The organism is Micromonospora sp. WMMA1923 (genome assembly GCF_049179195.1).
Classification (GTDB): domain Bacteria; phylum Actinomycetota; class Actinomycetes; order Mycobacteriales; family Micromonosporaceae; genus Micromonospora; species Micromonospora yangpuensis.
The window spans coordinates 5,849,460-5,872,016 of the sequence record NZ_JBMHLZ010000001.1 but is presented as its reverse complement, the minus strand read 5'-3'; the positions used below and the strand labels follow the sequence as shown (position 1 = coordinate 5,872,016).

Annotated in this window: 18 protein-coding genes, 1 tRNA gene and 1 riboswitch; of the genes, 11 read left to right on the top strand and 8 right to left on the bottom strand. The window is 71.9% G+C overall.

Translation table 11 applies throughout. From position 1 onward, the window contains the following. Positions 1-118 precede the first annotated feature (118 nt). Genes ACN28G_RS26700 through ACN28G_RS26680 form a run of 5 tightly spaced genes read left to right on the top strand, consistent with a single transcriptional unit; the run spans position 119 to position 7,117 of the window. The gene (locus tag ACN28G_RS26700) at positions 119-1,432 is read left to right on the top strand and encodes a glycosyltransferase (protein WP_139135546.1); all 1,314 of its coding nucleotides are present in this window, start codon (positions 119-121) and stop codon (positions 1,430-1,432) included. 5 nt (positions 1,433-1,437) lie between these two features. Continuing rightward, the gene (locus ACN28G_RS26695; RefSeq protein ID WP_139135545.1) at positions 1,438-2,559 is read left to right on the top strand and encodes a pyridoxal-dependent decarboxylase; all 1,122 of its coding nucleotides are present in this window, start codon (positions 1,438-1,440) and stop codon (positions 2,557-2,559) included. A gap of 21 nt (positions 2,560-2,580) precedes the next feature. After that, positions 2,581-3,489, top strand: coding sequence for a glycosyltransferase (locus ACN28G_RS26690; RefSeq protein ID WP_091432771.1), 909 nt, complete (start codon positions 2,581-2,583; stop codon positions 3,487-3,489). Continuing rightward, positions 3,486-5,348, top strand: coding sequence for an ABC transporter ATP-binding protein (locus tag ACN28G_RS26685; protein WP_421480598.1), 1,863 nt, complete (start codon positions 3,486-3,488; stop codon positions 5,346-5,348). Before ACN28G_RS26690 ends, ACN28G_RS26685 begins: the two co-directional genes overlap by 4 nt. Further along, a complete protein-coding gene (locus tag ACN28G_RS26680; protein ID WP_229688281.1) occupies positions 5,345-7,117 on the top strand; it encodes an ABC transporter ATP-binding protein in 1,773 nt (590 codons plus the stop codon). The genes ACN28G_RS26685 and ACN28G_RS26680 overlap by 4 nt, the downstream gene beginning before the upstream one ends. An 80-nt stretch (positions 7,118-7,197) precedes the next feature. Here ACN28G_RS26680 and ACN28G_RS26675 read toward each other — a convergent pair. Continuing rightward, positions 7,198-7,271: transfer RNA gene (locus tag ACN28G_RS26675), tRNA-Gly, on the bottom strand. 272 nt (positions 7,272-7,543) lie between these two features. On the opposite strand from ACN28G_RS26675, the gene ACN28G_RS26670 reads away from it, so the two are divergent. Continuing rightward, positions 7,544-8,524, top strand: a complete 981-nt coding sequence (locus ACN28G_RS26670) for a zinc metalloprotease (RefSeq protein WP_091432765.1) — start codon at positions 7,544-7,546, stop codon at positions 8,522-8,524. Positions 8,525-8,602: 78 nt separating this feature from the next. Here ACN28G_RS26670 and ACN28G_RS26665 read toward each other — a convergent pair whose 3' ends face one another. Next, positions 8,603-9,166 carry a pyridoxamine 5'-phosphate oxidase family protein gene (locus ACN28G_RS26665; protein ID WP_091432761.1) on the bottom strand — a complete coding sequence of 188 codons (564 nt, stop codon included), beginning with the start codon at positions 9,164-9,166 and terminating at the stop codon, positions 8,603-8,605. A gap of 98 nt (positions 9,167-9,264) precedes the next feature. On the opposite strand from ACN28G_RS26665, the gene dcd reads away from it, so the two are divergent. Next, the gene (gene dcd / locus ACN28G_RS26660) at positions 9,265-9,843 is read left to right on the top strand and encodes a dCTP deaminase (RefSeq protein WP_091432758.1); all 579 of its coding nucleotides are present in this window, start codon (positions 9,265-9,267) and stop codon (positions 9,841-9,843) included. A 191-nt stretch (positions 9,844-10,034) separates the two neighbouring features. On the opposite strand, the gene ACN28G_RS26655 is transcribed toward dcd, so the two are convergent. From ACN28G_RS26655 to ACN28G_RS26640, 4 genes are all read right to left on the bottom strand, one after another. Beyond that, entirely contained in the window at positions 10,035-11,075 is a 1,041-nt protein-coding gene (locus ACN28G_RS26655; protein ID WP_421480597.1) for an NlpC/P60 family protein, read from the bottom strand. A 10-nt stretch (positions 11,076-11,085) separates the two neighbouring features. Continuing rightward, a riboswitch (cyclic di-AMP (ydaO/yuaA leader) is annotated at positions 11,086-11,224 on the bottom strand. A gap of 184 nt (positions 11,225-11,408) precedes the next feature. Continuing rightward, complete coding sequence (locus ACN28G_RS26650) at positions 11,409-12,422, bottom strand: NlpC/P60 family protein (protein ID WP_091432753.1); 1,014 nt, start codon at positions 12,420-12,422, stop codon at positions 11,409-11,411. A 213-nt stretch (positions 12,423-12,635) separates the two neighbouring features. Continuing rightward, complete coding sequence (locus ACN28G_RS26645; RefSeq protein WP_091432750.1) at positions 12,636-14,861, bottom strand: (Fe-S)-binding protein; 2,226 nt, start codon at positions 14,859-14,861, stop codon at positions 12,636-12,638. 248 nt (positions 14,862-15,109) lie between these two features. Then, the gene (locus tag ACN28G_RS26640; protein ID WP_091432746.1) at positions 15,110-15,373 is read right to left on the bottom strand and encodes a cell division protein CrgA; all 264 of its coding nucleotides are present in this window, start codon (positions 15,371-15,373) and stop codon (positions 15,110-15,112) included. Between the two features lie 231 nt (positions 15,374-15,604). On the opposite strand from ACN28G_RS26640, the gene ACN28G_RS26635 reads away from it, so the two are divergent. The 4 genes from ACN28G_RS26635 to ACN28G_RS26620 are packed head-to-tail and all read left to right on the top strand — an operon-like array spanning position 15,605 to position 19,070. Then, a complete protein-coding gene (locus tag ACN28G_RS26635; RefSeq protein ID WP_091432744.1) occupies positions 15,605-16,411 on the top strand; it encodes a DUF881 domain-containing protein in 807 nt (268 codons plus the stop codon). Further along, positions 16,408-18,123 carry a class E sortase gene (locus ACN28G_RS26630; protein WP_421480596.1) on the top strand — a complete coding sequence of 572 codons (1,716 nt, stop codon included), beginning with the start codon at positions 16,408-16,410 and terminating at the stop codon, positions 18,121-18,123. Before ACN28G_RS26635 ends, ACN28G_RS26630 begins: the two co-directional genes overlap by 4 nt. A 4-nt stretch (positions 18,124-18,127) precedes the next feature. Further along, positions 18,128-18,415 (top strand): hypothetical protein, encoded by a 288-nt coding sequence (locus tag ACN28G_RS26625; protein WP_091432739.1) that lies wholly within the window; start codon positions 18,128-18,130, stop codon positions 18,413-18,415. 4 nt (positions 18,416-18,419) lie between these two features. Beyond that, positions 18,420-19,070 carry an aminodeoxychorismate/anthranilate synthase component II gene (locus ACN28G_RS26620; RefSeq protein WP_091432737.1) on the top strand — a complete coding sequence of 217 codons (651 nt, stop codon included), beginning with the start codon at positions 18,420-18,422 and terminating at the stop codon, positions 19,068-19,070. A gap of 98 nt (positions 19,071-19,168) precedes the next feature. Here ACN28G_RS26620 and pknB read toward each other — a convergent pair whose 3' ends face one another. After that, the gene (gene pknB, locus ACN28G_RS26615) at positions 19,169-21,001 is read right to left on the bottom strand and encodes a Stk1 family PASTA domain-containing Ser/Thr kinase (RefSeq protein ID WP_421480595.1); all 1,833 of its coding nucleotides are present in this window, start codon (positions 20,999-21,001) and stop codon (positions 19,169-19,171) included. Further along, positions 20,998-22,557 (bottom strand): serine/threonine protein kinase, encoded by a 1,560-nt coding sequence (locus ACN28G_RS26610; RefSeq protein ID WP_091432733.1) that lies wholly within the window; start codon positions 22,555-22,557, stop codon positions 20,998-21,000. Before ACN28G_RS26610 ends, pknB begins: the two co-directional genes overlap by 4 nt.

The following is a 22,557-nucleotide window of genomic DNA, read 5'->3' as shown; positions in this document are numbered from 1 at the left end:
GCTCCCATGGGTCATGATGATCACAACGCCTGCGCATTTACTGCCTGACTGACTGCTCCGTAGCCTTACGCGCCATATCACGGGGTTCAAGTACAGATGACTTAGTCGAGGAAACCCCATGGCGCAAATCATCGTGGCGGCAACGCCGTTTCACGGGCACGTGACCCCGCTGTACGCGGTGGCGGCCGACCTTTCCCGGCGCGGACACGAGGTGCTGTTCCTGACCGGCGCGCGGTTCGCAGAGAAGATCACAGAGTCGGGGATGCGCTTCGTCGCGCTCGACCCCAGCGCGGACTTCGACGACCGGGTGATGTCAGACGAGTTCCCGGAGTTCGCCACCGTGGCACCCGGCCCGCAGCTGCACATCTTCTTCTGGCAGCGGGTCTTCGCCGACGCGGCGGTGGCCCAGTACCACCAGCTGCGGCAGATCCTCGCCGACTTCCCCGCCACCGTGCTCATCCATGACACGATCTTTCTGGGCGCACTGCCGTTCCCCCTGCGCGAGCCCGCCGCCACCCGGCCCACCACAGTCTGCGTCGGAGTCCTGCCACCGATGCTGCTGAGCGCGGACGCGCCGCCGTTCACGACCGGGCAGCGCCCACTGCCCGGCCCCGGTGCGGCCGACCGGCACCGGCAACTCAACGAGGAGATCCGAACGGTCTACGCCGGCATGCAGCACTACATCGAGCAGGTCCTCGCGCAGGTCGACGTCAAGCTGCCCGGCTTCATCTTCGACTGCGTGACTGCGGCACCGGACCACTACCTGCAGTTGACCGCGCCGGGCTTCGAGTTTCCCCGCTCCGACGCGCCAGAGACCTTCCGGTGCGTCGGAGCCCTGCCCCAGCAGCCCACCCCCGGATTCCAGCAGCCGACCTGGTGGCCCGAACTGGCCGACGACCGGCCCGTGGTGGTGGTCACCCAGGGGACCCTCGCCAACGAGGACCTTTCCGAACTCATCGAACCCACCGTCCGCGGACTCGCCGGGATGGACCTGCTGCTGGTCGTCGCGACCGCCCGCCCGGACGGGCCCACAGACCTGCGCCGGTCGCTGCCCAACCTGCCCGACAACGCGAGGGTCGAGGGCTACATCCCCTTCGACCAGCTACTGCCGCACGCCGACGTGCTGGTGACCAACGGCGGGTACGGCGGGGTGCAGGCGGCCCTGCGTAACGGGGTGCCGCTGGTCGTCTGCGGCGACACGGAGGACAAGCCAGACGTGGCCGCCCGGGTCGAGTGGTCGGGGGTCGGCCTCGACCTGCGCACCGGGCATCCCGGCCCGGACGCGGTCGCCGCAGCGGTCCGCAAGGTCCTCGGTGACGACAGTTTCCGGCGCAACGCGCGGGCGTTGCAGGACGAACTGTCCCGCTTCGACCCGCTGGGCACGATCGCCGACCTGGTCGAGGCCCATGCGCCGGGGCGGGCCCGCCGGTGACGGTGATGCCGGTACGCGACGGCGCGCTGCCCGCCGCCCTGGCCGATCGACTGGACCGGCTGCGTTCGGCCGAGCCGTACAAGGTGGGGTTTCCGGGCTGGTCGACACCGATGCCGGAGGCGCTGCTGCCGTTCTTCTCCCACGAGCTGAACAACTACGGCGACCCGGACGGCGACCCGGTGTTCCCCTGGCACACCAAGGACCTCGAACGTGAGGTGATCGACCAGGTCGCGGAGATGTTCGGGGCACGTCTGGACAGTCGTTGGGGAATGGTCACGGTCGGCAGCGGTGAGGCCATCCTGTACGGACTCTGGCACGCCCGTCAGCGCTTCCCACACGCCTGCGTCTTCCACTCCACCGCTGCCCACCCCAGCGTGCTCCGGGCCGCGGCGCTGCTGCGGATGCCGGCGGTGGCGGTCCCCACCGACGGGCGCGGCGAGCTGGACTACGCCGCCCTGCGTAGCCGGTGCGCACGGACCCCCGGCAGTGCGGCGGTCGTCGTCGCGACGGTCGGCACCACCCTGACCGAGGCGGTCGACGACGTGCCCCGCATCCGCGCCGTCCTGGCCGACGCCGGCGTGACCGACCAGTACCTGCACGTGGACGCCGCGCTGGCCGGTATGCCGATCGCCCTGGCCAGCGGGTGTCCGCCGAGCTTCGGCCTGCACAACCAGGGCGGGGACAGCCTCTCCATCAGCGGCCACAAGTTCCTCGGCACTCCATTCCCCACCGGACTGCTGCTCGCCCGGTCCGGCCCGCTACCCACGGCCGTCCCGGGAAGCACCCTGTGCGGGGCACCCGACGGCACGAGTAGCTCCCGCAACGGGCATGCGGCCCTGCTCCTCTGGTACCACCTACGGCGGCACGGAGCCGGCGGCCTGCGGCGGATGGCGCTGCGCTGCCAGGCCGTGGCCGAGTACGCGGCCCGGCGCCTCAGCGCCGCCGGTTGGCCGGCGTGGCGGGCACACCGGTACGCCCTGACCGTGGTGTTCCGGACCCCACCGCCGGCCGTGCTCGACCGGTGGCCCATGCCGGCGGTCGGCGAGATCAGCCACATCGTCTGCACCCCGGGCGTCACCCACGAGCGGATCGACCGGTTCGTCGCGGCCGTGCGCGCCGCCAGCTAGGACAGGAGAGAGCAACCCGCCATGGCGCAATCGCTTACCGCCACCGTGGTCGTCCCCACGTACAACCGGGCTCAGCTGCTCGGGTACACCCTGGCCGCGCTGACCCGCCAGGACCTGTCGGCGGACCGGTTCGAGGTCGTCGTCGTCGACGACGGATCCAGTGACGACACCGCAGCCGTCGTCGAGGCGTACCGGGACCGGCTCGACCTGAGCTACCACTTCCAGCCGGACGACGGCTACCGCGTCGCCGCCGCCCGCAACGTGGGAATCAACGCGGCCCGCAACGACGTCTGCGTCCTGCTCGACTCCGGGGTACTGCCGCACTCCGGGTGCCTCCGCGCCCACCTGGACAGCCACGCCGCCGACGGACCACCACAGGCGGTCATCGGCTACGTCTACGGCTTCAACCTGGACAACGAGGATGCCGAGGCGATCCGGGGGTTGGTGGATCCGACCGACGCGGACGCCGCAATCAAGGCCCTCGCGGCCGACGGCCGTTGGCCCGACATGCGGGAGGACTTCTACCGCAGCCACGACGACGACATCGCGACGCTCCGGGCACCCTGGACGGTCTTCTGGACCTGCAACGTCTCCGTGCGCACCGCGACGCTGCGTGAGGTCGGCGCCTTCGACGAGACCTTCCGCAGCTGGGGCGGGGAGGACGTCGACCTGGGCATCCGGCTGCACCTGGCCGGGGCGCGGTTCGTCGTCGATCGGGCGGCGGCCTCGCTGCACTATCCGCACGACAAGCTCTTCGCGGACAACCTGACCACCCTGGTGCCGAACTACTGCTACATCGCCGCCAAGTACGACACCCCGACCGTCCGGCTGCTCCCCGCGATCCCGACCATCAACCCGTTCAACCTGGACCAGGTGGCGGATCACCTCGACCTCCCCCGCTGCGCCGACGTGCTGGGCGCCAACCCGTGATCCGCCAGTGGACCCCGGCGCGGGCCCTGCGGCTCGCGCCGCTGGCCGGCCCCGGCCCGGTGACCGCCCTGCTTGTCCTGAACACCGCAATCGGCGTACTGCCGATCGTGTTCGTGGTGGCGAGCAGCCGGCTGCTCGGCGCGGTGCCGCAGGTCGCCGACGCCGGCTGGAACGCCTCCACCCAGCGACTGCTGGTCACCAACTTCGCGGTGGCGGTGGGGGCCCTGCTGCTGCGGGAGGCGCTGACCCCGCTGCGGGACGCGGTGGGTGAGCTGCTCGCCCGGCGGATCGACGGTGTCCTGATCGACGACCTGATGGCTGCGGCCCTCGGCACCGACGACCTCGTGCCGCTGACCGACCCGCGGGTCACCGACGCGCTGCGGACGGCGGTGCGGGAGTTGGAGGAGGGGGTGCGCAGCCCCGGCCAGGCGGCCGCCGGCGCGTTCGCGCTGCTGGCCCGGGTGGTCGAGTGGCTCGGCTACTGCCTGGCGGTGGCGGTGCTGTTCGCCTGGTGGGCCGGGCTCGTCCTCGGCGCGGTCGTGTTGCTGTTCCGTCGGGCGCAGCGGCGCGGGCTGCGGCGCTACGCCGAGGCCCGGGCCGCGCTGGACGGCGCCGAGCGGCGCGTCGACTACCTGCGCCGGCTCTCGGTCGAGCCGGGTGCCGGCCCGGAGATCCGGGTCTTCGGCCTGCGAGGCTGGCTGTGGGACGAGTTGGGCGCGGCGTACCGGGCCTGGCTGGCGCCGGTGTGGGCCGCCCGCCGGAAGGCCTACCTGGGACCGTTCTACCTGGTCACCGCAGTCGGCGTGGTGGCGGTCGGCGGGGTCCTCGCCGGGCTGGGCGCGACCGCGTCGGGTGCGCTGAGCCTCACCGGATTCTTCCTGGTCACCCAGGCCACGCTGGGTGCCGTCCGGCTCGGGGAGTTCTACCCGGAGACCGACCTGCAGGTCACAGTCGGGATGCGGGCGTACGACGCGGTGCGGCGGTTCCGAACCGAGGTGGTCAAGGTCCCGGACCGGCAGCGCACCGGTGGTGCCACGGTCACCCCCCGAATCCCGGACCCGGCGCAGTCCCGCGTGCCCGACCCTCGCGACGGGATTCACTTCGACCAGGTGACCTTCCGCTACCCGGGGCGCCGGGAAGCCGTGCTCGACCGCCTCGACCTCACCCTCGCCGCCGGACAGTGCACGGCGATCGTCGGGGCGAACGGAGCCGGTAAGTCCACGATCGTCAAACTGCTCGCCCGGCTGCACGCCCCGGACCAGGGGGCGGTGCGGCTGGACGGCACCGACATCGCCGACTATCCGCTGGACGCCTGGCGGCGCAAGCTCGCGGTCATCTTCCAGGACTTCGCCCGGTACGAGGTTTCGGCCACCGACAACATCGGCTTCGGTGCGGTGCGGGCGATCGACGACCAGTCCGGGATCCGCGCCGCCGCAGAGGCCGCCGGCATCGCGGCGGACCTGGACCGGCTGCCCGGCGGGCCGGACGCGCCGCTGGCCCGGCACATCGGCGGCGGGGTGCAGCTCTCCGGGGGCCAGTGGCAGCGCATCGCCCTGGCCCGCGCGGTGTTCGCGCTGCGGCACGGCTGCCCGATCCTGGTGCTCGACGAGCCGACCGCGAGCCTGGACGTCCGCAGCGAAGCGCGCTTCTTCGACGAGTTCACCGACCTGGTGGGTGGGGCGACGACGGTGTTGATCTCCCACCGGTTCTCGACCGTGCGGCGCGCCGACCACATCGTCGTGCTCGACGGCGGTCGGGTCGCCGAGCAGGGCAGCCACGCGCAGCTGCTGGCTCAACAGGGCCGCTACGCGGGCATGTTCCGGTTGCAGGCCGCCCGGTTCGGCCAGGTGCGGGCGTGATCCGGGCGATCGGCCGGATGCTGGGGACGGCGTGGCGGGCCAGCCGTGGCCGGACCCTGACCGCCGGCGCGCTGACCGTCGTCGGGGCGGTGGCCACCCCGCTCGTCGCGGTCGGGCTCGCCTCGCTGACCCGGGAGGTGGTGGCCGGCAACACCACCTCGGCCGCGCTCGCCGGTCTGGCCGTGGCGGTGGCCGCGGTCGCGGCGCTGGTCTGCGCGCACTTCAGCCACGTCGCCTACTTCGAACTGGCCGAGCTCACCGAGCTGGACTTCGACCGGGAACTGGCCGACCTGTCGCACGGGCCGCCCGGCATCGCGCACCACGAACGGCCCGATCTCGCCGACCGGTTCACCGTTCTGCAGCGGGAGACCCGGCAGTTCCACACCGGGCTCGGCGCCGTGCTCAGCCTCGGTGGGCTGGCCGTCGCGATGGCCGTCACCGTCGTACTGCTGGCGCAGGTGAGCCCGCTGCTGCTGCTGTTCCCGCTGGCGGTGGCGCCGCCCCTGATCGCCGCCCGGCTGGCCGAGCGGATCCAGGACCGGGCCCGCACCGGGTCGGCCGAGAACACCCGGGTCGCCCGCAACCTCTTCGGGTTGAGCACCTCGGTGCGGTACGCGGGTGAGCTGCGGATCTTCGGGCTCGGTGCGCAGCTGCGCCGCCGCCACGACACCCTCTGGAGGGCCGCCACCGACCGGCTCTGGGCCGGGCACCTGCGGTCGGCCTGGGTACGTGCCGCAGGTCAGGGACTCTTCGCGTTGGCCTACTGCGGTGCCGTCCTGGTCGCGGTCCGCCAGGCGGTCGTCGGCGGTGGCGACCTCGGCGGCGTCGTGCTGGTGGTCGCGTTGGCCATGCAGGTCAACCACCAGATCACCGCCGCGGTCGCGCTGGTGCGGGACCTGTACCGGATCGCCAGCGCGTACCGGCACGTCGACGAGCTGCGGGCCGAACTGTTGCCGCCGACCAGCGACGCGGACCGCGATCCGCCGCCGCGCCTGACGCAGGGGATCACCTTCGACGGGGTGTCGTTCGTCCATCCCGGCGCGGACCGCGCCGCCCTACGCGAGGTCCGGGTGAGCCTGCCGGCCGGTTCGACCGTGGCGGTGATCGGCGACAACGGCGCCGGCAAGTCGACCTTCGTGAAGGTGCTGTGCGGGCTGTACGAGCCGACCGCCGGCCGGATCCTGATCGACGGGGTGGACCAGCGCCGGTTCCCCGTGCACCGGTGGCGGGAGCGCATGGCGGTCGGCTTCCAGGACTTCGTCCGGTTCGAGTTGTCGGCCCGGCACAGCGTCGGTCTGGGTGACCTGCCGCGGCTGGACGACGACGACGCAGTGCGGGAGGCGCTGCGCCGCGCCGACGCGGCCGACCTGACGGCGCAGCTGCCGGCGGGGCTGGACACCACGCTGGGCACGGCGTACGCGGCCGGTACGGAACTGTCCGGGGGGCAGTGGCAGAAGCTGGCCCTGGCCCGGGGGTTCATGCGGCGTACTCCGCTGCTGTTGGTGCTCGACGAGCCCAGCTCGGCGTTGGATCCGCAGGCTGAGCACCTGCTGTTCGAACGGCTGGCCACGACGGCGAAGCAGGCCGGTCAGGCCAGCGGCGCGGTCACGGTCTTCATCTCGCACCGGTTCTCCACCGTCGCGTCGGCCGACCTGATCGTCGTCCTGGCGCAGGGCCAGGTCGTCGAGACCGGAGATCACCGCAGCCTGCTGGCCGCCGGTGGCCGGTACGCGCAGCTGTATCGGGAGCAGGCGCAGGCGTACGGCTGACGTCGGACTGCACTCGCGCCCGGGTGTCAGAACATCGAAGGCCCTGACTCGGATTCACATCCTGGTCAGGGCCTTCACGCTGGAGCGGGTGACGGGAATCGAACCCGCACTGTCAGCTTGGGAAGCTGATGTTCTGCCATTGAACTACACCCGCAGGCGGCACCACTGTACCTGAGTCACCCCCACCACGCAGCAGCCGCCCCCGGACGAGCCGGACCGCCCCGCCCCCGGCCCTTCGGCGGCTCCAACCCAGAGCCCCTCGACAGCCCCACCTCCAGAGCCCATGGCGGAGGGCTCACCGGCAAGAAGTTTCACGCCGGCAACATTTAGACGTTCTCAAATACTTGGATGGGTTGTAACGTCTGGCCCACGTTTTCGCCCCGACGCGACACACCCCCGGTCGCGTCGCCAGAAAGAGGTGGGCCCATGGGACCCCGTCCCTCCCTGCTGACCCGGCGTGCCGCCGGTGTCGCCTCGACGACCTTGGCGCTGCTGCTCAGCACCGCCGCCGTGGGTGTGGCACCCGCGGTCGCCGCCGTACCCGCCGCAGCCGACGAGGTCTGCGTCGAGCCCGCGGAGAGCCATGCCGACGCTCGGATCAGGCCGGGTGGTGTGGCGGCGCAGGAGCCCAACGAGCTGACCGCCGCGCAGGTGCAGGCGCGGGAGGCCGACCTGGCCGCCGCGCTGCGGGAGCGGGCCTCCTCGCGTAACGCGATCGTGGGTCCGCTGGCCGCCATCACGATCCCGGTGGTGGTGCACGTGATCCAGCGGGACAGCACCCGGGCCGGCGGCAACATCCCGGACTCGATGGTCAACTCGCAGATCAGCGTGTTGAACCAGGCGTTCAGCGGGGCCACCGGCGGGGCGTCCACCGCGTTCGGGTTCCAGCTGCAGCAGATCAACCGGGTCACCAACTCGGCGTGGTATCCGATCAGGCAGGGCTCCTCGGCGGAGCGGTCGATGAAGTCCTCGCTGCGTACGGGCGGCAAGAACACCCTCAACATCTACCTCGGCCAGCTGAGCAACAACCTGCTGGGCTGGGCGACCTTCCCGCAGCGCACGCTGAGCACCATGGACGGCGTGGTGGTTCTGAGCGAGTCACTGCCAGGTGGCACCGCCACCAACTACAACCAGGGCGACACCGGCACCCACGAGGTGGGGCACTGGCTGAACCTGTACCACACCTTCCAGGGCGGCTGCTCCAGCACGGGTGACAGCGTCAGCGACACCCCGGCCGAGGCGTCGGCGGCCTCGGGTTGCCCGACCGGCCGGGACACCTGCAGCGCGGCGGGGCTCGACCCGATCACCAACTTCATGGACTACAGCTACGACTCGTGCATGTACCAGTTCACCGCTGGTCAGGCGAGCCGGATGAGCAGCGCGTGGAGCGCGTACCGGGCGGTCTGACCGGGGTTGTGCCCGTGGTGCCGGCTCCGCACGACGGGGCCGGCACCCGGCGGCGCGGCGCACGGCGGATATCCGCCGTCAGGCGGCGGAGTAGTGCGGGTCACGGTCGCGTCGTCGACCGGCCCACTGGTCCGGCACGTCGGCGGTGACGAGGCGGGTGGCGCCGGCACCGCCGTGCGGGTCGAGCCAGACCTGCACCGCCGGGCGCTCAGGGGCCTGACCCGGCACCGCCTGGCCCTGCCCGTGCCGGGCCAGCATCGCCACGTCGACGGTGAACTCGAAGAGCCGCCAGTCGACCTGCGGCGCGGCCCGCCCGATCTCGGCCAGCCGGGCGACCCGGCGCTGGTCGGTCACCGGGCGGGCGCGGCCGGCGACGTACGCCTCGTCGTCGCTCTCCTCCGGCGGGAACGAGTGCAGCGCGTAACGCCCGTCGCGCTCCAGGTCGCGGCGCTTGGGTGAGTCGATGACGAAGCAGAACAGCCCCTCGTCGGTGATCACCGGGGAGACCGGGTGCACCCGGGGCCCACCGTCGGCGCGGACGGTGGCCAGGTAGCCGAAGCCCGGCCCGTACTGCTGCATGAGAACGCGGATCCCGTCGGCGAGGCGAGGCTCGTCAGCGGCGAATTCGGACCAGGATGCCATGTGGACATCTTATCGAACACGTGTACGACAAGCGACCCGACGCGCTGGTCACCGGCACCGGATCGAGTTCCGCGTCCGGCGGTCGCTAAGGTGATCCGATGCTCCTCTCCGACCGCGACCTGCTCGACGAGATCAAGGCGGGCACGCTCGCGCTGGAGCCGTTCGAGCCCGAGTTGTTGCAGCCGTCCAGCATCGACGTACGCCTGGACCGGCTCTTCCGGGTCTTCAACAACCACCTGTACACCCACATCGATCCGGCGCAGCAGCAGGACGACCTGACCACCGAGGTCGAGGTGCCCGACGGGGAGCCGTACGTGCTGCACCCCGGCGAGTTCGTGCTCGCCTCCACGCTTGAGGTGGTCACCCTCGCCGACACCCTCGCCGCCCGACTGGAGGGCAAGTCGAGCCTGGGCCGGCTGGGGCTGCTCACCCACTCGACCGCCGGCTTCATCGACCCGGGCTTCTCCGGCCACGTCACGCTGGAGCTGTCGAACGTGGCGAACCTGCCGATCACCCTCTGGCCGGGCATGAAGATCGGCCAGCTCTGCATCTTCCGGCTCTCCTCCGCCGCCGAGCATCCCTACGGCTCCGCCCGGTACGGCTCCCGGTACCAGGGCCAGCGGGGCCCCACCCCGAGCCGTTCCTGGCAGAGCTGGCAGACCTGGCCCACCCGCTGACCGGCGAAACGCCGAGCGCCGACGGGACGCCGAGCCTCGACGGGACCCGGCGCCGCCCCCGCGGGACCGGCGGGGGCGGCGCACAGGGCCCCGCCGGGCGGCGGGTACCCGGGCCCCGCGGCTGACCGGGGTGGCCGGGATCCTGGTGCGGGGACCCCGGTTCACCACCGGCAGCGGCGGCGAGGTCGCCCCTAGCCGGGGCGGCCGAAGCTGTGCACGGGACTGTCGTCGAGGCGCTTCATCCGGACCGGCACCCCGGCCCGGGAGGCGTGCACCACCCAGCCGGCACCGACGTACATCCCGACGTGGTGCAGGTCGCGGTAGTAGAAGACCAGGTCGCCGGGGCGCAGCTCGGTCCGGCTCACCGACGGGGTCACCTTGCGCTGCCGGGCCGCGTTGTGCGGCAGCCGGACGCCGGCCTTCGCCCAGGCGGCGAGCATCAGACCGGAGCAGTCGTACGCGTCGGGCCCCTCGGCCCCCCAGACGTACGGCTTGCCGATCTGGGCGCAGGCGAAGGTGACCGCCTTCCCGGCCGCGCCTCCCGGGTACGTGGCCGGGCAGGGCGCCGGACGCAACGAGCCACCGCCGCCCCGACCGTAGACCCGGAGCCGGAGTTTCTGCAGCCGGGCGATCTCGGCGTCGATCTGTTTCCGACTGGCGGCCAACCCCGCCTCGGTGCGGCTGAGTTGGATGATCATCCGGTCCAGGGGCGCCTTGCGGGCGGCCAGCTCGTCGCGGAGCAGCCGTACCGCCCGGACCTGCTCCTGCTGCCGGTGGGCGAACCGGTCGACCAGCTCGATCCGGCTCATCAGCTCACCCGGCGTACGGCCGGCCAGCAGCGCGTTGACCGCCGAGACGGTCTCACCCTTGTACGCCTGGACGGCGAGCGCGCTGACCTTCCTCAGCGCCGCGTCCACCTGGCGTCGCAGCGGCTCGATCCGGGCGCCGAGAGCAGCGGCCTCCCGGCGTTTTTCGGCCAGGTCCTGACGGACGGCGTTGTGTCGCTCGATGATCGGTTCGAGTCGGTTCCAGTCCTGGTCGATCTGGCGTTCGATGTCCGACACCGACGGGTCGGCGTGGGCCGCGCCGGGCACCCCGGTCAGGATGCCGGCGGTCACCGCCAGCGCGGCGAGGACGGTGGTGCAGCGGAACCAGCGAAGGCGCGGCGTAGCCGTCACCTGGTCGGCGGAGGCCGACCGGGTCGACGGTGGCCGCGGGGCATGGTGTGCCACCGGGCTCGGTACTCCTTCTGACGAACCGCCTACCGGGTTAGCTGACGGGTTCGGGCGGAAGGGGACGCCCTACCACAGTGGCTGTGGATTCACCCCGGCGTACCTGGGTCCCCGGATCGCCTGGGGCGGCGACTCGGCGGTGTCGGCCGTTACCGCCCGGGTTGGGCGGACCTGCGACCGGCCGACGATTCACCAGCGTAGAGAGGCCCCCATCGATCCGCAACGGATTCGGCCATGACACTCCGTCTCACGTTTGCTCACTCGCGGACCCGCTCCGACGACGGCGAGGGCCCCCGACGCGCCGTCGGGGGCCCTCGTGGTCGGTGCGGTCGGTCAGCCGGGCCGGCGGAATCCGGCGACCGGCATGGTGTTGATGCTGGAGACGTTCACCGGCTTGCCGGCGCGGGCCGCGTGCACCATCGTGTCGTTGCCCAGGTAGAGGCCGACGTGGTGCAGGTCGCTGAAGAAGAAGACCAGGTCACCCGGGCGGGCCTCGTTGCGCGGGATGGCCTTGCCCTCGTTCCACTGGGCCCCGGTGAAGTGGGTCAGGCTGATCCCGGCGGCCTTGTACGCGTACTGGGTGAGGCCGGAGCAGTCGAAGGAGTTCGGCCCGGTGGAGCCGAACACGTACGGCTTGCCGACCTGGGCGCACGCCGTCCGGATGGCGACCCGTGCGGCCTCGTTGACCACCCCGTCGATGGTCGGGCAGTTCGCCGTCTTCACCGTGGTCTTCGGCATCGACGCCTCAAGGCGCTTGATCTCGGCGGTGATGCTCTTGCGCTTGGCGGCCAGCTCCTTCTCCTGCTTGACCTGGGTGGCCACCAGCGTGTCGAGCTTCTGCTTCTGGGTGCCGTACTTGGCCTGCATGGCCAGGACGCCCTCGATCTCCTTGCGCTCCTGGATGGCCACCCGGTCGAGCATGGTGAGCTGTTCACCGAGCGCACCGGGCCGGCTGTTCAGCAGCACCGCGCCCAACTCCTGGGACGGGCCGATGACGTAGTAGCGGCTGGCCAGCTCACCGATCCGGTTCATCGCCAGCTCGCTCTCCATCTGGAGCGGCAGGATCTTCTTCTCCAGGTCGGCCGACTTGCGGCGGTTCACCTTCAGCTGGGAGCGCACCTTGTTGTACTGCTCGATGGTGGGCTCCAGCTGTCGCCACTGCTTGTCGATCTGCGCCTCGATCTCGTCGACCGTGGGCTCCGCGTACGCCGGTGTGGCGAGCAGCCCGGCGCCGACGGCGACGGCGGCGACCAGGGCGAGCAACCGGGTAAGCGCCCGGCGCGGACCGGTGCTCCGGGGGGACGGTGCCGAGACACGACGATGAAGGGGCGCGGTTGCCACCGGCATCGACTCCTTTGCCGACCGACCCACGGGCGCTCGCGGAGAGGGGGCGAGACAGACTTCCCGGCCCGGTCGGTGCCCAACACTAGGTCGCCTTCCGGGCCGGATCAAGGCGACCTGTTTCACCATCACGCAGAAAGAATCGCTTGCGTACCAACGGTATCGGCGATCGCTTCAATGAAGTATGGCGATGCGTGAGGGGTCGACCACGGTCCGCGCTCAGCCGCCGACCGGCTCGTCCTCCCGGCCCGCCGCCGGCCGCTGGGGCCTGACCGAGCGGAGCAGCACGCTGGCCACGTCGATCACCTCGACCTGCTCGCCGGCACCCTTGCCGTTGACCCCGTCACTGAGCATCGTCGAGCAGAACGGGCAGCCGACCGCGACCGTCTTCGCGCCGGTGGACATGGCCTCCTCGACCCGGTCCACGTTCACCCGCTTGCCGATCTTCTCCTCCATCCACATCCGGGCCCCACCGGCCCCGCAGCAGAAGGAGCGTTCGCTGTTGCGCGGCATCTCGATCAGACCGGCGTCCGCGCCGTCGCCGGCGCTGCCGTTGCCGGAGATCGCGCTGCCCAGCACCTCACGCGGCGGGGCGAAGACCCGGTTGTGCCGGCCCAGGTAGCAGGGGTCGTGGTAGGTCACCCCGCCGTCGACCGGCTGTACCGGGGTGAGCCGGCCGGTGGCGACCAGGTGGGCCAGCAGCTGGGTGTGGTGCACCACCTCGAACTCGCCGCCGAGCTGCCCGTACTCGTTGCCCAGGGTGTTGAAGCAGTGCGGGCAGGTGGCGACGATCTTGCGCTTGGCGGGCTCGCGGCCTTCGAACGCCTCGTTCAGGGTCTCCACGTTCTGCTGGGCGAGCATCTGGAAGACGAACTCGTTGCCGATCCGCCGGGCCGGGTCACCCGAGCAGGTCTCCCCCTCGCCGAGGATGGCGAAGGAGACGCCGGCCTCGTTGAGCAGGGTGGCCACCGCCCGGGTGGTCTTCTTGGCCCGGTCCTCGAACGCGCCGGCGCAGCCGACCCAGAAGAGGTACTCGAAGTCCTCGACCTCGCCCACCCGGGGCACCTCGAAGTCCAGGCCCTTGGTCCAGTCCTCCCGGGTGTTCTGCGGAGCGCCCCACGGGTTGCCCTTGTTCTCCAGGTTGCGCAGCATCACCCCGGCCTCGGACGGGAAGCTGGACTCGATCAGCACCTGGTAGCGACGCATGTCGACGATGTGGTCGACGTGCTCGATGTCGACCGGGCACTGCTCGACGCAGGCCCCGCAGGTGGTGCAGGACCAGAGCACGTCCGGGTCGATCACCCCGCCAGCCTCGGCGTCGCCGATCAGCGGCTTCTCCGCCTCGGCCAACGTCAGCACGTCCAGGTGGGCGAGCTGGGCGGCGGTGGCCTTCTCCTCGCCGGTCAGGTCCTTGCCGCCGCCGGCCAGCAGGTACGGCGCCTTGGCGTACGCGTGGTCGCGCAGGCTGAGGATCAGCAGCTTCGGCGACAGCGGCTTGCCGGTGTTCCAGGCCGGGCACTGCGACTGGCAGCGGCCGCACTCGGTGCAGGTGCTGAAGTCGAGCAGACCCTTCCAGGTGAACTGCTCGACCTGGGCCACCCCGAACTGGTCGGACTCGGGATCCGCCTCCTCGAAGTCCAGTGGCTTGCCCTGGCTGGTCATCGGGCGCAGCGCGCCGAGCCCGGAGACCTTACCGGCGGGGTCACGCTTGAAGAAGATGTTGGGGAACGCCAGGAAGCGGTGCCAGGCGACGCCCATGGTGACGTTCAGGGAGATCACGATGACCCAGATCATCGAGATCGAGATCTTGATCAGGGCGGCGATGCTCACCCCGGTCTCCCAGCCGGGCAGCGCCGCGCCGACGGCGTGACTGAGCGGGGTGGCCCAGGCCGGGTACTCGAAGTGGTCGGTGGCGACCTTGAAGCCCCGGATGACGAAGCCCATGACCAGTACGCCGAGGACGACCGCCTCGACGAAGTAGCCCTGCCACATGGTGGAGCCGGTGAACCGGGACCGGCCGCCGGGGCGGGTCGGCCGGTTGCGCAGCCGGATGCCGATCAGGATCAGGATGCTGACCAGGCCGAGGATGCCGATCCACTCGGTGACCAGGCCGTAGACCGCCCAGCCACCGATCAGGGGCAGCCCACCGGTCGGGGAGACGACCTCGAAGTACGCCTCCAGCACCAGCAGCGACAGGACGACGAAGCCCACCATCACGAACCAGTGCGCCGCGCCCACCAGGCTCCAGCGCAGCATCCGGGTGTGCCCGACGGTCTCGGTCAGCATGGCCCTGACCCGGGCGCCCTTGTCGGCCGAGCGGGTCGGATCGGGTTGCCCCAGCCGGATGACGGCGGTCATCTTCATGACCGCGCGTACCGCGAGCCACACCGCAACGGCGGTGATGGCGGCGGCGAGGATCGTGGTGCCGATCTGGACGCTGCCCATCGAGTTGGCCTCCCCGGTCTGCTGCCTGTCGCGTGCAGCCTACGCGCAAGGTTACCCACCAGTAACGTGAGAATCCTCGCACCCGGGGGCCGCGCCGCCCTGCGGACACCTTAGGCGGACCGGCTGGAAAGCGCCTCAGCAGGGGTTACGCGGCACCACAACGTCACAGCGGCGACCCCGGTCGACGCACCGCCGCCCGGGCCGGAGCCCCGCACGCCGCCGACCGGCCTCGGCCTACGCCAACCGGGTCAGCGCCAGCGGGAGAGCAGGGCCAGCGAGCCGACCATGGCACCGAACCCGACCGCGAGGTTCCAGTAGCCCCACGACATGACCGGGTACTCCTGCTCGGAGAGGTAGTACACGACCAGCCACCCGATGCCGAAGACGATCAGGGCGACCGCCGAGGCCGGCAGCCACACCGGGCTAGGCTTACGCGTCGACGCCGTCGTCGTCGGACGGACATCCGTCGGCGGGGTGTACACCTTCTTCTTGCGGACCTGTGACTTGGGCACGACGCTCTCCAGAGGGGGTGACTACCTCGTCCGGCCTGACAACCGGACGCAGGGCGACGGTCCATGGCCAATAATGTTCGTCAGCCAGCGTAGTCCGGAAGACCCGTTCAAGCCACGAACAGGGTCACTTCGCTGGTCGGAGTGACCGAAATATAGGTAAGTATTCCGGTCACCGAGGACGACGACCCGCGTTCGGCGGGTCCGGCCTCCGCGACGGGAAAGGAGCGCACGGTGGAGTACACATCCGGTGCGGCCTCCTGGCAGAAGGTGCTCCGGCGGTTGGTCGCCGGACTGCTGCCACGGCGGCCGCGGCAGCGGCGGCCGGGCTGGTCCATCGGCGTTCCGTTGATCGCCGCCGCGGCCGGCCTGCTCTTCACCACCACCGCCACCACCGCGGGCGGCACCGCCCTGCGCGAGGACCGACGCCCCGAGCTCAAGCAGGTGATCGAGGACCGCCGCGAGCAGGTCGCGGCCAGCGAACGACGGGCCGCGGCCCTGCGGGCCGACGTGGAGAACACCACGGCCACCCTGGCCGAGTCGGACACGCCGATCAAGGAGCAGCGGGACCGGGGCACCGGGAGCCTGCAGCAGGCCGGGTTCACCGCGCTCACCGGCACCGGGGTGACCGTCGAGCTCAACGACGCGCAGCGCCTCGGCGACCAGGTGCTACCCGATGGGGTGAGCAACGACGAGCTGGTCGTCCACCAGCAGGACGTCCAGGCGGTGGTGAACGCGCTCTGGGCCGGCGGCGCCGAGGCCATGTCAATCATGAACGTCCGCGTGCTGTCGACCAGCGCGGTACGCTGCGTGGGTAACACCCTGCTGTTGCACGGCCGGGTGTACTCCCCACCGTTCAAGATCGTAGCAATCGGCGATCCGGCCGCACTTCAGCAGGCCCTCGCCGGCTCCAAGGGAGTCCGGTTGTTCAAGGAAGCGGTCGACGACTACCAGCTCGGCTACCGGGAGACCGTCTCGCCGGTCACCGTGCCGGCGTTCGAGGACTCCACCGCGCTGCGTTCCGCGACGGTCCCCCGGTGAGCCGCCCGGTCGACGACTGGCGGGACGACCGCGACGGTCGCCACCGGAGCCGGCCCGAGGAGTCCACCGAGTTCCTGACCCGGACCAACCGACCCGACCCGGCGGCGGCCCACCGCGCGCCCGCCGGCCCCTGGCCGACGCCCGTGCTGCCACCCCGCGCGCCGGCCCGCCCGGAGCCGACCGGCCGCCCGGCAGAGCACCCGCAGGCCGGCAGACCGGCAGGGCACCCGCAGACCGGCCCCGCCGTGGACCGTCGCCCCCAGCCCTACCCGCGCGAATCCGGGCGACCGACCCACCCGACCGAATCCGGGCGACCGACCCACCCGACCGATTCCCGGTACGGCCCACCGGCGACGACCCGGCCGGGCGACTCCGCCCCGACCGGCGCCCACCAGGTACGCCCCGCCGCGCCGCAACCGGGAACCGGCGCCGTACCGGCTGGTTCGCTCTGGTCCGGCGGGTCTGGGCCGGGCCGGTACCCGGGTGCTGAGCGGACCGGGGAGGCCGCCACCTGGGCGGACCGGCACCCCGCTGCCGAGCCCACCGGACGTCCGGCGACGGCGTCCGGTCCGGGCAGCGCGCCCCCGCCGTGGCGGGGCAACCGACCGGAGGGGTCGACCCCGAACGAGCCCGATCCGGCCCACCAGCAGTCGTCGCACCAACAACCCGCCCACCCCCGGCACGAGGGCGGACCGGGCACCGGCACGGACCAGCCGACCGCCTTCCTGTCCACGGTCGGTCCCGCTGCGGCCAAGCCCCGTCCGGAGCCGGGCGGGCGGGAAGGACCCGTCGACCCCTCGGCCACCGCGCTCATCCCGGCGGTGACCCGGCGGCCCCCGCAGACCGACCCCGCTCTCGACTCGACCGCGCTGATGGGTGCGGTCCCCCGGATGCCGGAGAGCGACCGCCCGGCCGACGGACCAGCGACGCCGCCACCTGCTCGACGCGGCGAACGCGTCGTCCAACTCCGCCCGGAGCAGACCGGCGAGGGCTACAAGAGCGTCTACTCCGAGCTGACCCGGCCGTCGTTCTGGTCGCGACTGCGTACCGGGATCCGGTTCTCCGGCGAAGTCCTGATCACTTTCGGCCTGGTGGTGCTCCTCTTCGCCGGCTACGAGATCTGGGGCAAGTCGGTGATGGTCGACGCCCACCAGAGCGACCTCTCCGACCAGCTCGCCCAGGAATGGGCCCCGACCGACGACCCCACCGTCGCCCCGTCGGCCACGCCGAGCGCCCCCGCCACCCCGAAGCCACCGGTGGAGGGCAAGCCGATCGCCGGCCTCTACATCCCCAAGCTCGACAAGAGCTGGATCGTGGTCGAGGGGGTGAGCCAGAAGGACATCCGGTACGCCCCCGGCCACTACCCGGACAGCGCCATGCCCGGCCAGGTCGGCAACTTCTCCGTCGCCGGACACCGCAACCGGGCCACCTTCTGGCGACTCGACGAACTCAACAACGGGGACGTCATCGTCGCCGAGTCCAAGACCACCTGGTTCGTCTACCGGGTGTCGAAGAACCACATCGTGAAGCCGTCGCAGGTCGAGGTGGTGGCCCCGGTGCCGGGCCGGCCCCGGGCCAAGCCGACCCAGGCCATGCTCACCCTGACCACCTGCAACCCCAAGTTCGACAACTACGAACGGCTGATCGTGCACGCCGAACTCGACCGCAAGATGGCCAAGTCCGAGGGGCGCCCGTCGGAGCTGGAGGGCTGAGCCGGTGTACGCGTGGATCTGGCGCAAGCTGCCGTTCGGGGTGCCGGGCAAACTGCTCGGCAGCGTCATGCTGGCGACGGCGACCGTCGCCCTGCTCTGGTACGTGATCTTCCCGTGGGCCGAGCCGTTGCTGCCCTTCGACGACGTACAGGTCGAGCAGCCGACCGGGGACACCGGTGGGCCGGCCGGCGGCAACCCGGACCTGCCCGGCGAGGACGCCCCCGCCGGTGACGATCACGACCTGCCGTACGACACCGAGCAGAACAACACCCCACCCTCCCCGGACCGGTGACGAGATGCGCGTTCTGGTGATCGACAACTACGACTCGTTCGTCTTCAACCTGGTGCAGTACCTCGGCCAGCTCGGTGTCGAGTGCGAGGTCCGGCGCAACGACGAGATCGACCTCGCCGAGGTGGGGCGGCTCGGGGCGGCCGGCGTACTGCTCTCACCGGGGCCGGGCAGTCCGGACCGGGCCGGGATCTGCCTGGACGTCATCCGCCGGTACGCCGGCGAGCTGCCGATCTTCGGCGTCTGCCTCGGTCACCAGGCGATCGGGGAGGCGTTCGGGGCCACCGTGGCCCGCGCCCCCGAGCTGCTGCACGGCAAGACCTCCGAGGTGCGGCACAGCTCGGTCGGGGTGTTGGCCGGGCTGCCGGATCCGTTCACCGCGACCCGGTACCACTCGCTCACCGTCCTGCCGGAGACCCTCCCGCAGGAGCTGGAGGTCACCGGCTGGACCGACTCCGGGGTGGTGATGGCGATGCGTCACCGCACTCTCCCGATCGAGGGGGTCCAGTTCCACCCCGAGTCGGTGCTCACCGAGGGCGGTCACCTGATGCTGGCGAACTGGCTGTCCGCCTGCGGGCACCCGGCGGCCCTGGAGCGCGCCCCCGAACTGGCCGCCGAGGTCGACGCCCGCCGGCTGGCCGCCTTCGCCACCGCCTGACCGTCCCGCGACCTGACCGGCCCGCGACCTGACCGGCCGCACCGGACCGACCCACGACCCGCCGGGCCACCCTCGGTGACCCGGCGAGCAACGATCGGTCAGTCGGTGAAGCGGGCCGGCGGGGAGACGACGCGGGGCAGGCCGCCACCCTCGCCACCACCGTCGCCCGGGGCGGTCGGCGTCGGCGTCGGCTCCGGCGGATCCGGGCTCTCCGAGGTCGGGTCGGGCTCGGGCTCGGGCTCCTCGACGCTTACCTCGATGGTCACCGTCTCGCCGGTCTGCAGGGACCGGCCGGCGGCCGGGTTCTGCCCGCTGACCCGACCGGCCTGCGCCGCCGGGACCTCCTCGCCGTCGACGACCCTGACCTTGTAACCGGCTCGTTCCAGCTCCCGCTTGGCCTGGTCCCGGGTCATCCCGTCGACGTTCGGCACCTGCCGGATGTTGCCCCGGGAGACCTCCACCACGACCTCGGCACCCTCGGCGACCTTCGTCCCCTCGCCCGGGGTGACCTTGGTGACGATCCCCTTGGGCTGGGCGCTGTTGACGTCCTTGCGCTCGACGTCGAGGCCCAGGTCGTCGAGCTGCTGCTCGACGTTCTCGAACTGGGAGTTGACCAGCCCGTTGGGGATCTCGACCTCGGGCTTGCCGCCGCAGATCTGGATCGTCACCGTCTCGTTCCGCTCCAGCCTGGTGCCGGCCGGCGGGGTCTGCCTGGTGACGGTGTCCTCGGTGCAGTTGCTGTCGAAGACCGGCTCGCCGATCACCGGATTGAAGCCGGCGGCGCGCAGCTCGGTGACGGCCGCAGCCTGTTGCTTACCGGCCATGGTCGGCACCGCGATCCGGGTGTCCTCGGGCTCCCGGTTCTGCATCAGCGCGGCGACCAGGGCGATCACCGCCAGCACCCCGACCGCGGCGAAGACCGCGATCAACCAGGACGAGGTACGCCGCCGCTGCGGGTCACCTACCCGGGCCGGTACCTGCCGGGTGGTGGCGGGGCCACCGGCAGCCGGGTACCCGGCCGCGGCCGCCTGCGGGGCGAGCTGGGTGGTCTCGTCCTCGCGCAGTACCGGGGTGGCCAGCACCGGCCGGCCGGCCGCCGCGCGGAGCAGGTCCGCCCGCATCTCACCGGCGCTCTGGTAGCGGTTGAGCGGGTTCTTCGACAGCGCCTTCAGCACGATCGCGTCGATCGCCGGCGTGACGTCCGGGTTGATGTCGCTCGGCGTCGGCGGCTGCTCACGTACGTGCTGGTAGGCGACGCTTACCGGGCTGTCACCGACGAACGGCGGGTGGCCGCAGACCAGCTCGAAGAGGACGCAGCCGCCGGCGTACACGTCGGAGCGGGCGTCGACGGCCTCGCCCCGGGCCTGCTCGGGCGAGAGGTACTGGGCGGTGCCGATGACCGCGCTGGTCTGCGTCATCGTGGTGGCCCCGCTGGCCAGCGCCCGGGCGATGCCGAAGTCCATCACCTTGACCTGGCCGGTCTGGGTGAGCATCACGTTGCCCGGCTTGATGTCCCGGTGGATGATCCCGTGCCGGTGGCTGAACTCCAGGGCGGCGGCCATGTCGGCGCAGATCTCCAGCGCCCGACGCGGCTGCAGCCGGCCCTCGGCGCCGAGCACCTCCTTGAGGGTCCGTCCGTTGACGAACTCCATCACGATGAACGGCAGGGTCTCGCCGGTCGGGGCGATCTCCTCACCGGTGTCGTAGACCGCGACGATCGCCGGGTGGTTGAGGGACGCGGCGTTCTGCGCCTCCCGGCGGAACCGCATCTGGAAGGTGGCGTCCCGGGCCAGGTCGGTCCGGAGCATCTTGATCGCGACGTCCCGGCCGAGGCGCAGGTCCCGGCCACGATGGACCTCAGCCATGCCGCCGTAGCCGAGCAGCTCGCCGACCTGGTACCGGCCACCGAGCAGGCGGGCCTGCGCTGTCATCGCGTCTGTCGTCCTTCGCTCGTCGTCGTGTCGCCGTCCACCGGCAGGATCCGTTCCATCCGACGGTACGGCGTCTGGGCCGGATCGTCGCGTCCACCGCCAGCCAGCACACCGACCGTGACGCTCGGTACGGCCGGCTCCCCGGCCAGCGCCATCTTGTTGGAGTAGGTGACAATTCCGGAGCAGAGCAGGACCACCGCGGCCAGCAGGATGACGATCAGCACCATCGCGGAGCTGGACCGGCGCGGGGCGGCCTGGGGCGCCGGCGGCCGAGCGTACCCGAGGGGACGTCCGGGGGGTTGCGGCATCGGATGCTGGTTCGGCGGGAAACCCTGCGGCGGGGTCGAGGGTGCCCGCTGCGGCTGCTGCGGGCGGGCGGGCTGCCCGGCCAGCGGACCCGGCAGGTGGGCCCCGGCCGGCGGGCGGGCCACGATCGGCGGCCGGGGCTGCGGAAGCGCCGGCTGCGGGCGATGCTGCTGGGCCATCCCGGGTGGGCGGAGCTGCTGCGCCGCCGGCGGCCGATACTGCTGGGCCGCGGGCGAACCATGTTGCTGGGCCGCCGGCGGCCGGTGCTGCTGGGCTCCGTGCTGCTGGGCCACGGGTGAGAGGGGCTGGGCCGAGACCGGCGGGCGGGGCTGCTGCCGGGCGGGCACCTGGGCCCGGCCGGGCGGCGGCGCGGCCGGCGAGGCCGGAGCGGCGGAGATCGGACCGGCGGGACCGCCGCCCCGGTTCTGCTGGGACAGTAGCTGCTTGGCCTGGCGGGCCACCCCGGCCAGCGCGGCGGCGCTCTGCCACCGCGCCTTCGGGTCCTTGGCCATGGCCCGTTCCACGATCGAACGGACCGGTGGCGGGATGTCGCGGGGCAGCGCCCGGGGATTGTCCCGGACGTGCTTCATGGCGATCTCCAGCGGGTTGTCACCCTCGAACGGGCGCCGGCCGGCCAGGCACTGGTACGCGACCACACCGAGGGCGTACACGTCGGAGGCGGGCGTGGCGACCGCGCCGGTGGCCTGCTCCGGCGAGATGTACGACGCGGTGCCGAGCACCGATCCAGCGGCGGTCAGCTGCCCCACCATGTCCGAGCGCGCGATACCGAAGTCGGTGAGCACCAGGGTGCCGTTCGGGCGGACCAGCAGGTTGCCCGGCTTCACGTCCCGGTGCACGATGCCCTTCTCGTGCGCGGCGTGCAACGCGTCGGCGGCCTGCGCGACCAGGGCCATCGTCCGGGCCGGGGTGAGCCGGCCGACCCGGTTGAGGGTGGCGGCGAGGGCGTCACCCTCGACGTACTCCATCACCAGGAAGGCGATCTGCTGGTCGCTGCCGAAGTCGTAGACGTCGACGACCCCCGGGTGGTTGATGGTGGCCATGGTCCGGGCCTCGCCCCGGAACCGCTCGGCGAAGCCCGGATCGTCCATCAGCGCGGGGAGCAGGCTCTTGACCGCCACCGTACGACCGAGGACCTGGTCGGTGCCGCGCCAGACATCACCCATGCCACCGCTGGCGATCCGCTCGTCGAGGCGGTACCGGTTGCCGAGCTGAACGCCAGGGCTGAGCAT

Bases quoted from the DNA above. Each gene is read 5' to 3' on its own strand.
- ACN28G_RS26700 (WP_139135546.1), top strand. From the start codon at position 119: ATGGCGCAAATCATCGTGGCGGCAACGCCGTTTCACGGGCACGTGACC.
- ACN28G_RS26695 (WP_139135545.1), top strand. From the start codon at position 1,438: ATGCCGGTACGCGACGGCGCGCTGCCCGCCGCCCTGGCCGATCGACTG.
- ACN28G_RS26690 (WP_091432771.1), top strand. From the start codon at position 2,581: ATGGCGCAATCGCTTACCGCCACCGTGGTCGTCCCCACGTACAACCGG.
- ACN28G_RS26670 (WP_091432765.1), top strand. From the start codon at position 7,544: ATGGGACCCCGTCCCTCCCTGCTGACCCGGCGTGCCGCCGGTGTCGCC.
- ACN28G_RS26665 (WP_091432761.1), bottom strand. From the start codon at position 9,166: ATGGCATCCTGGTCCGAATTCGCCGCTGACGAGCCTCGCCTCGCCGAC.
- dcd (WP_091432758.1), top strand. From the start codon at position 9,265: ATGCTCCTCTCCGACCGCGACCTGCTCGACGAGATCAAGGCGGGCACG.
- ACN28G_RS26650 (WP_091432753.1), bottom strand. From the start codon at position 12,422: ATGCCGGTGGCAACCGCGCCCCTTCATCGTCGTGTCTCGGCACCGTCC.
- ACN28G_RS26645 (WP_091432750.1), bottom strand. From the start codon at position 14,861: ATGGGCAGCGTCCAGATCGGCACCACGATCCTCGCCGCCGCCATCACC.
- ACN28G_RS26620 (WP_091432737.1), top strand. From the start codon at position 18,420: ATGCGCGTTCTGGTGATCGACAACTACGACTCGTTCGTCTTCAACCTG.
- pknB (WP_421480595.1), bottom strand. From the start codon at position 21,001: ATGACAGCGCAGGCCCGCCTGCTCGGTGGCCGGTACCAGGTCGGCGAG.
- ACN28G_RS26610 (WP_091432733.1), bottom strand. From the start codon at position 22,557: ATGCTCAGCCCTGGCGTTCAGCTCGGCAACCGGTACCGCCTCGACGAG.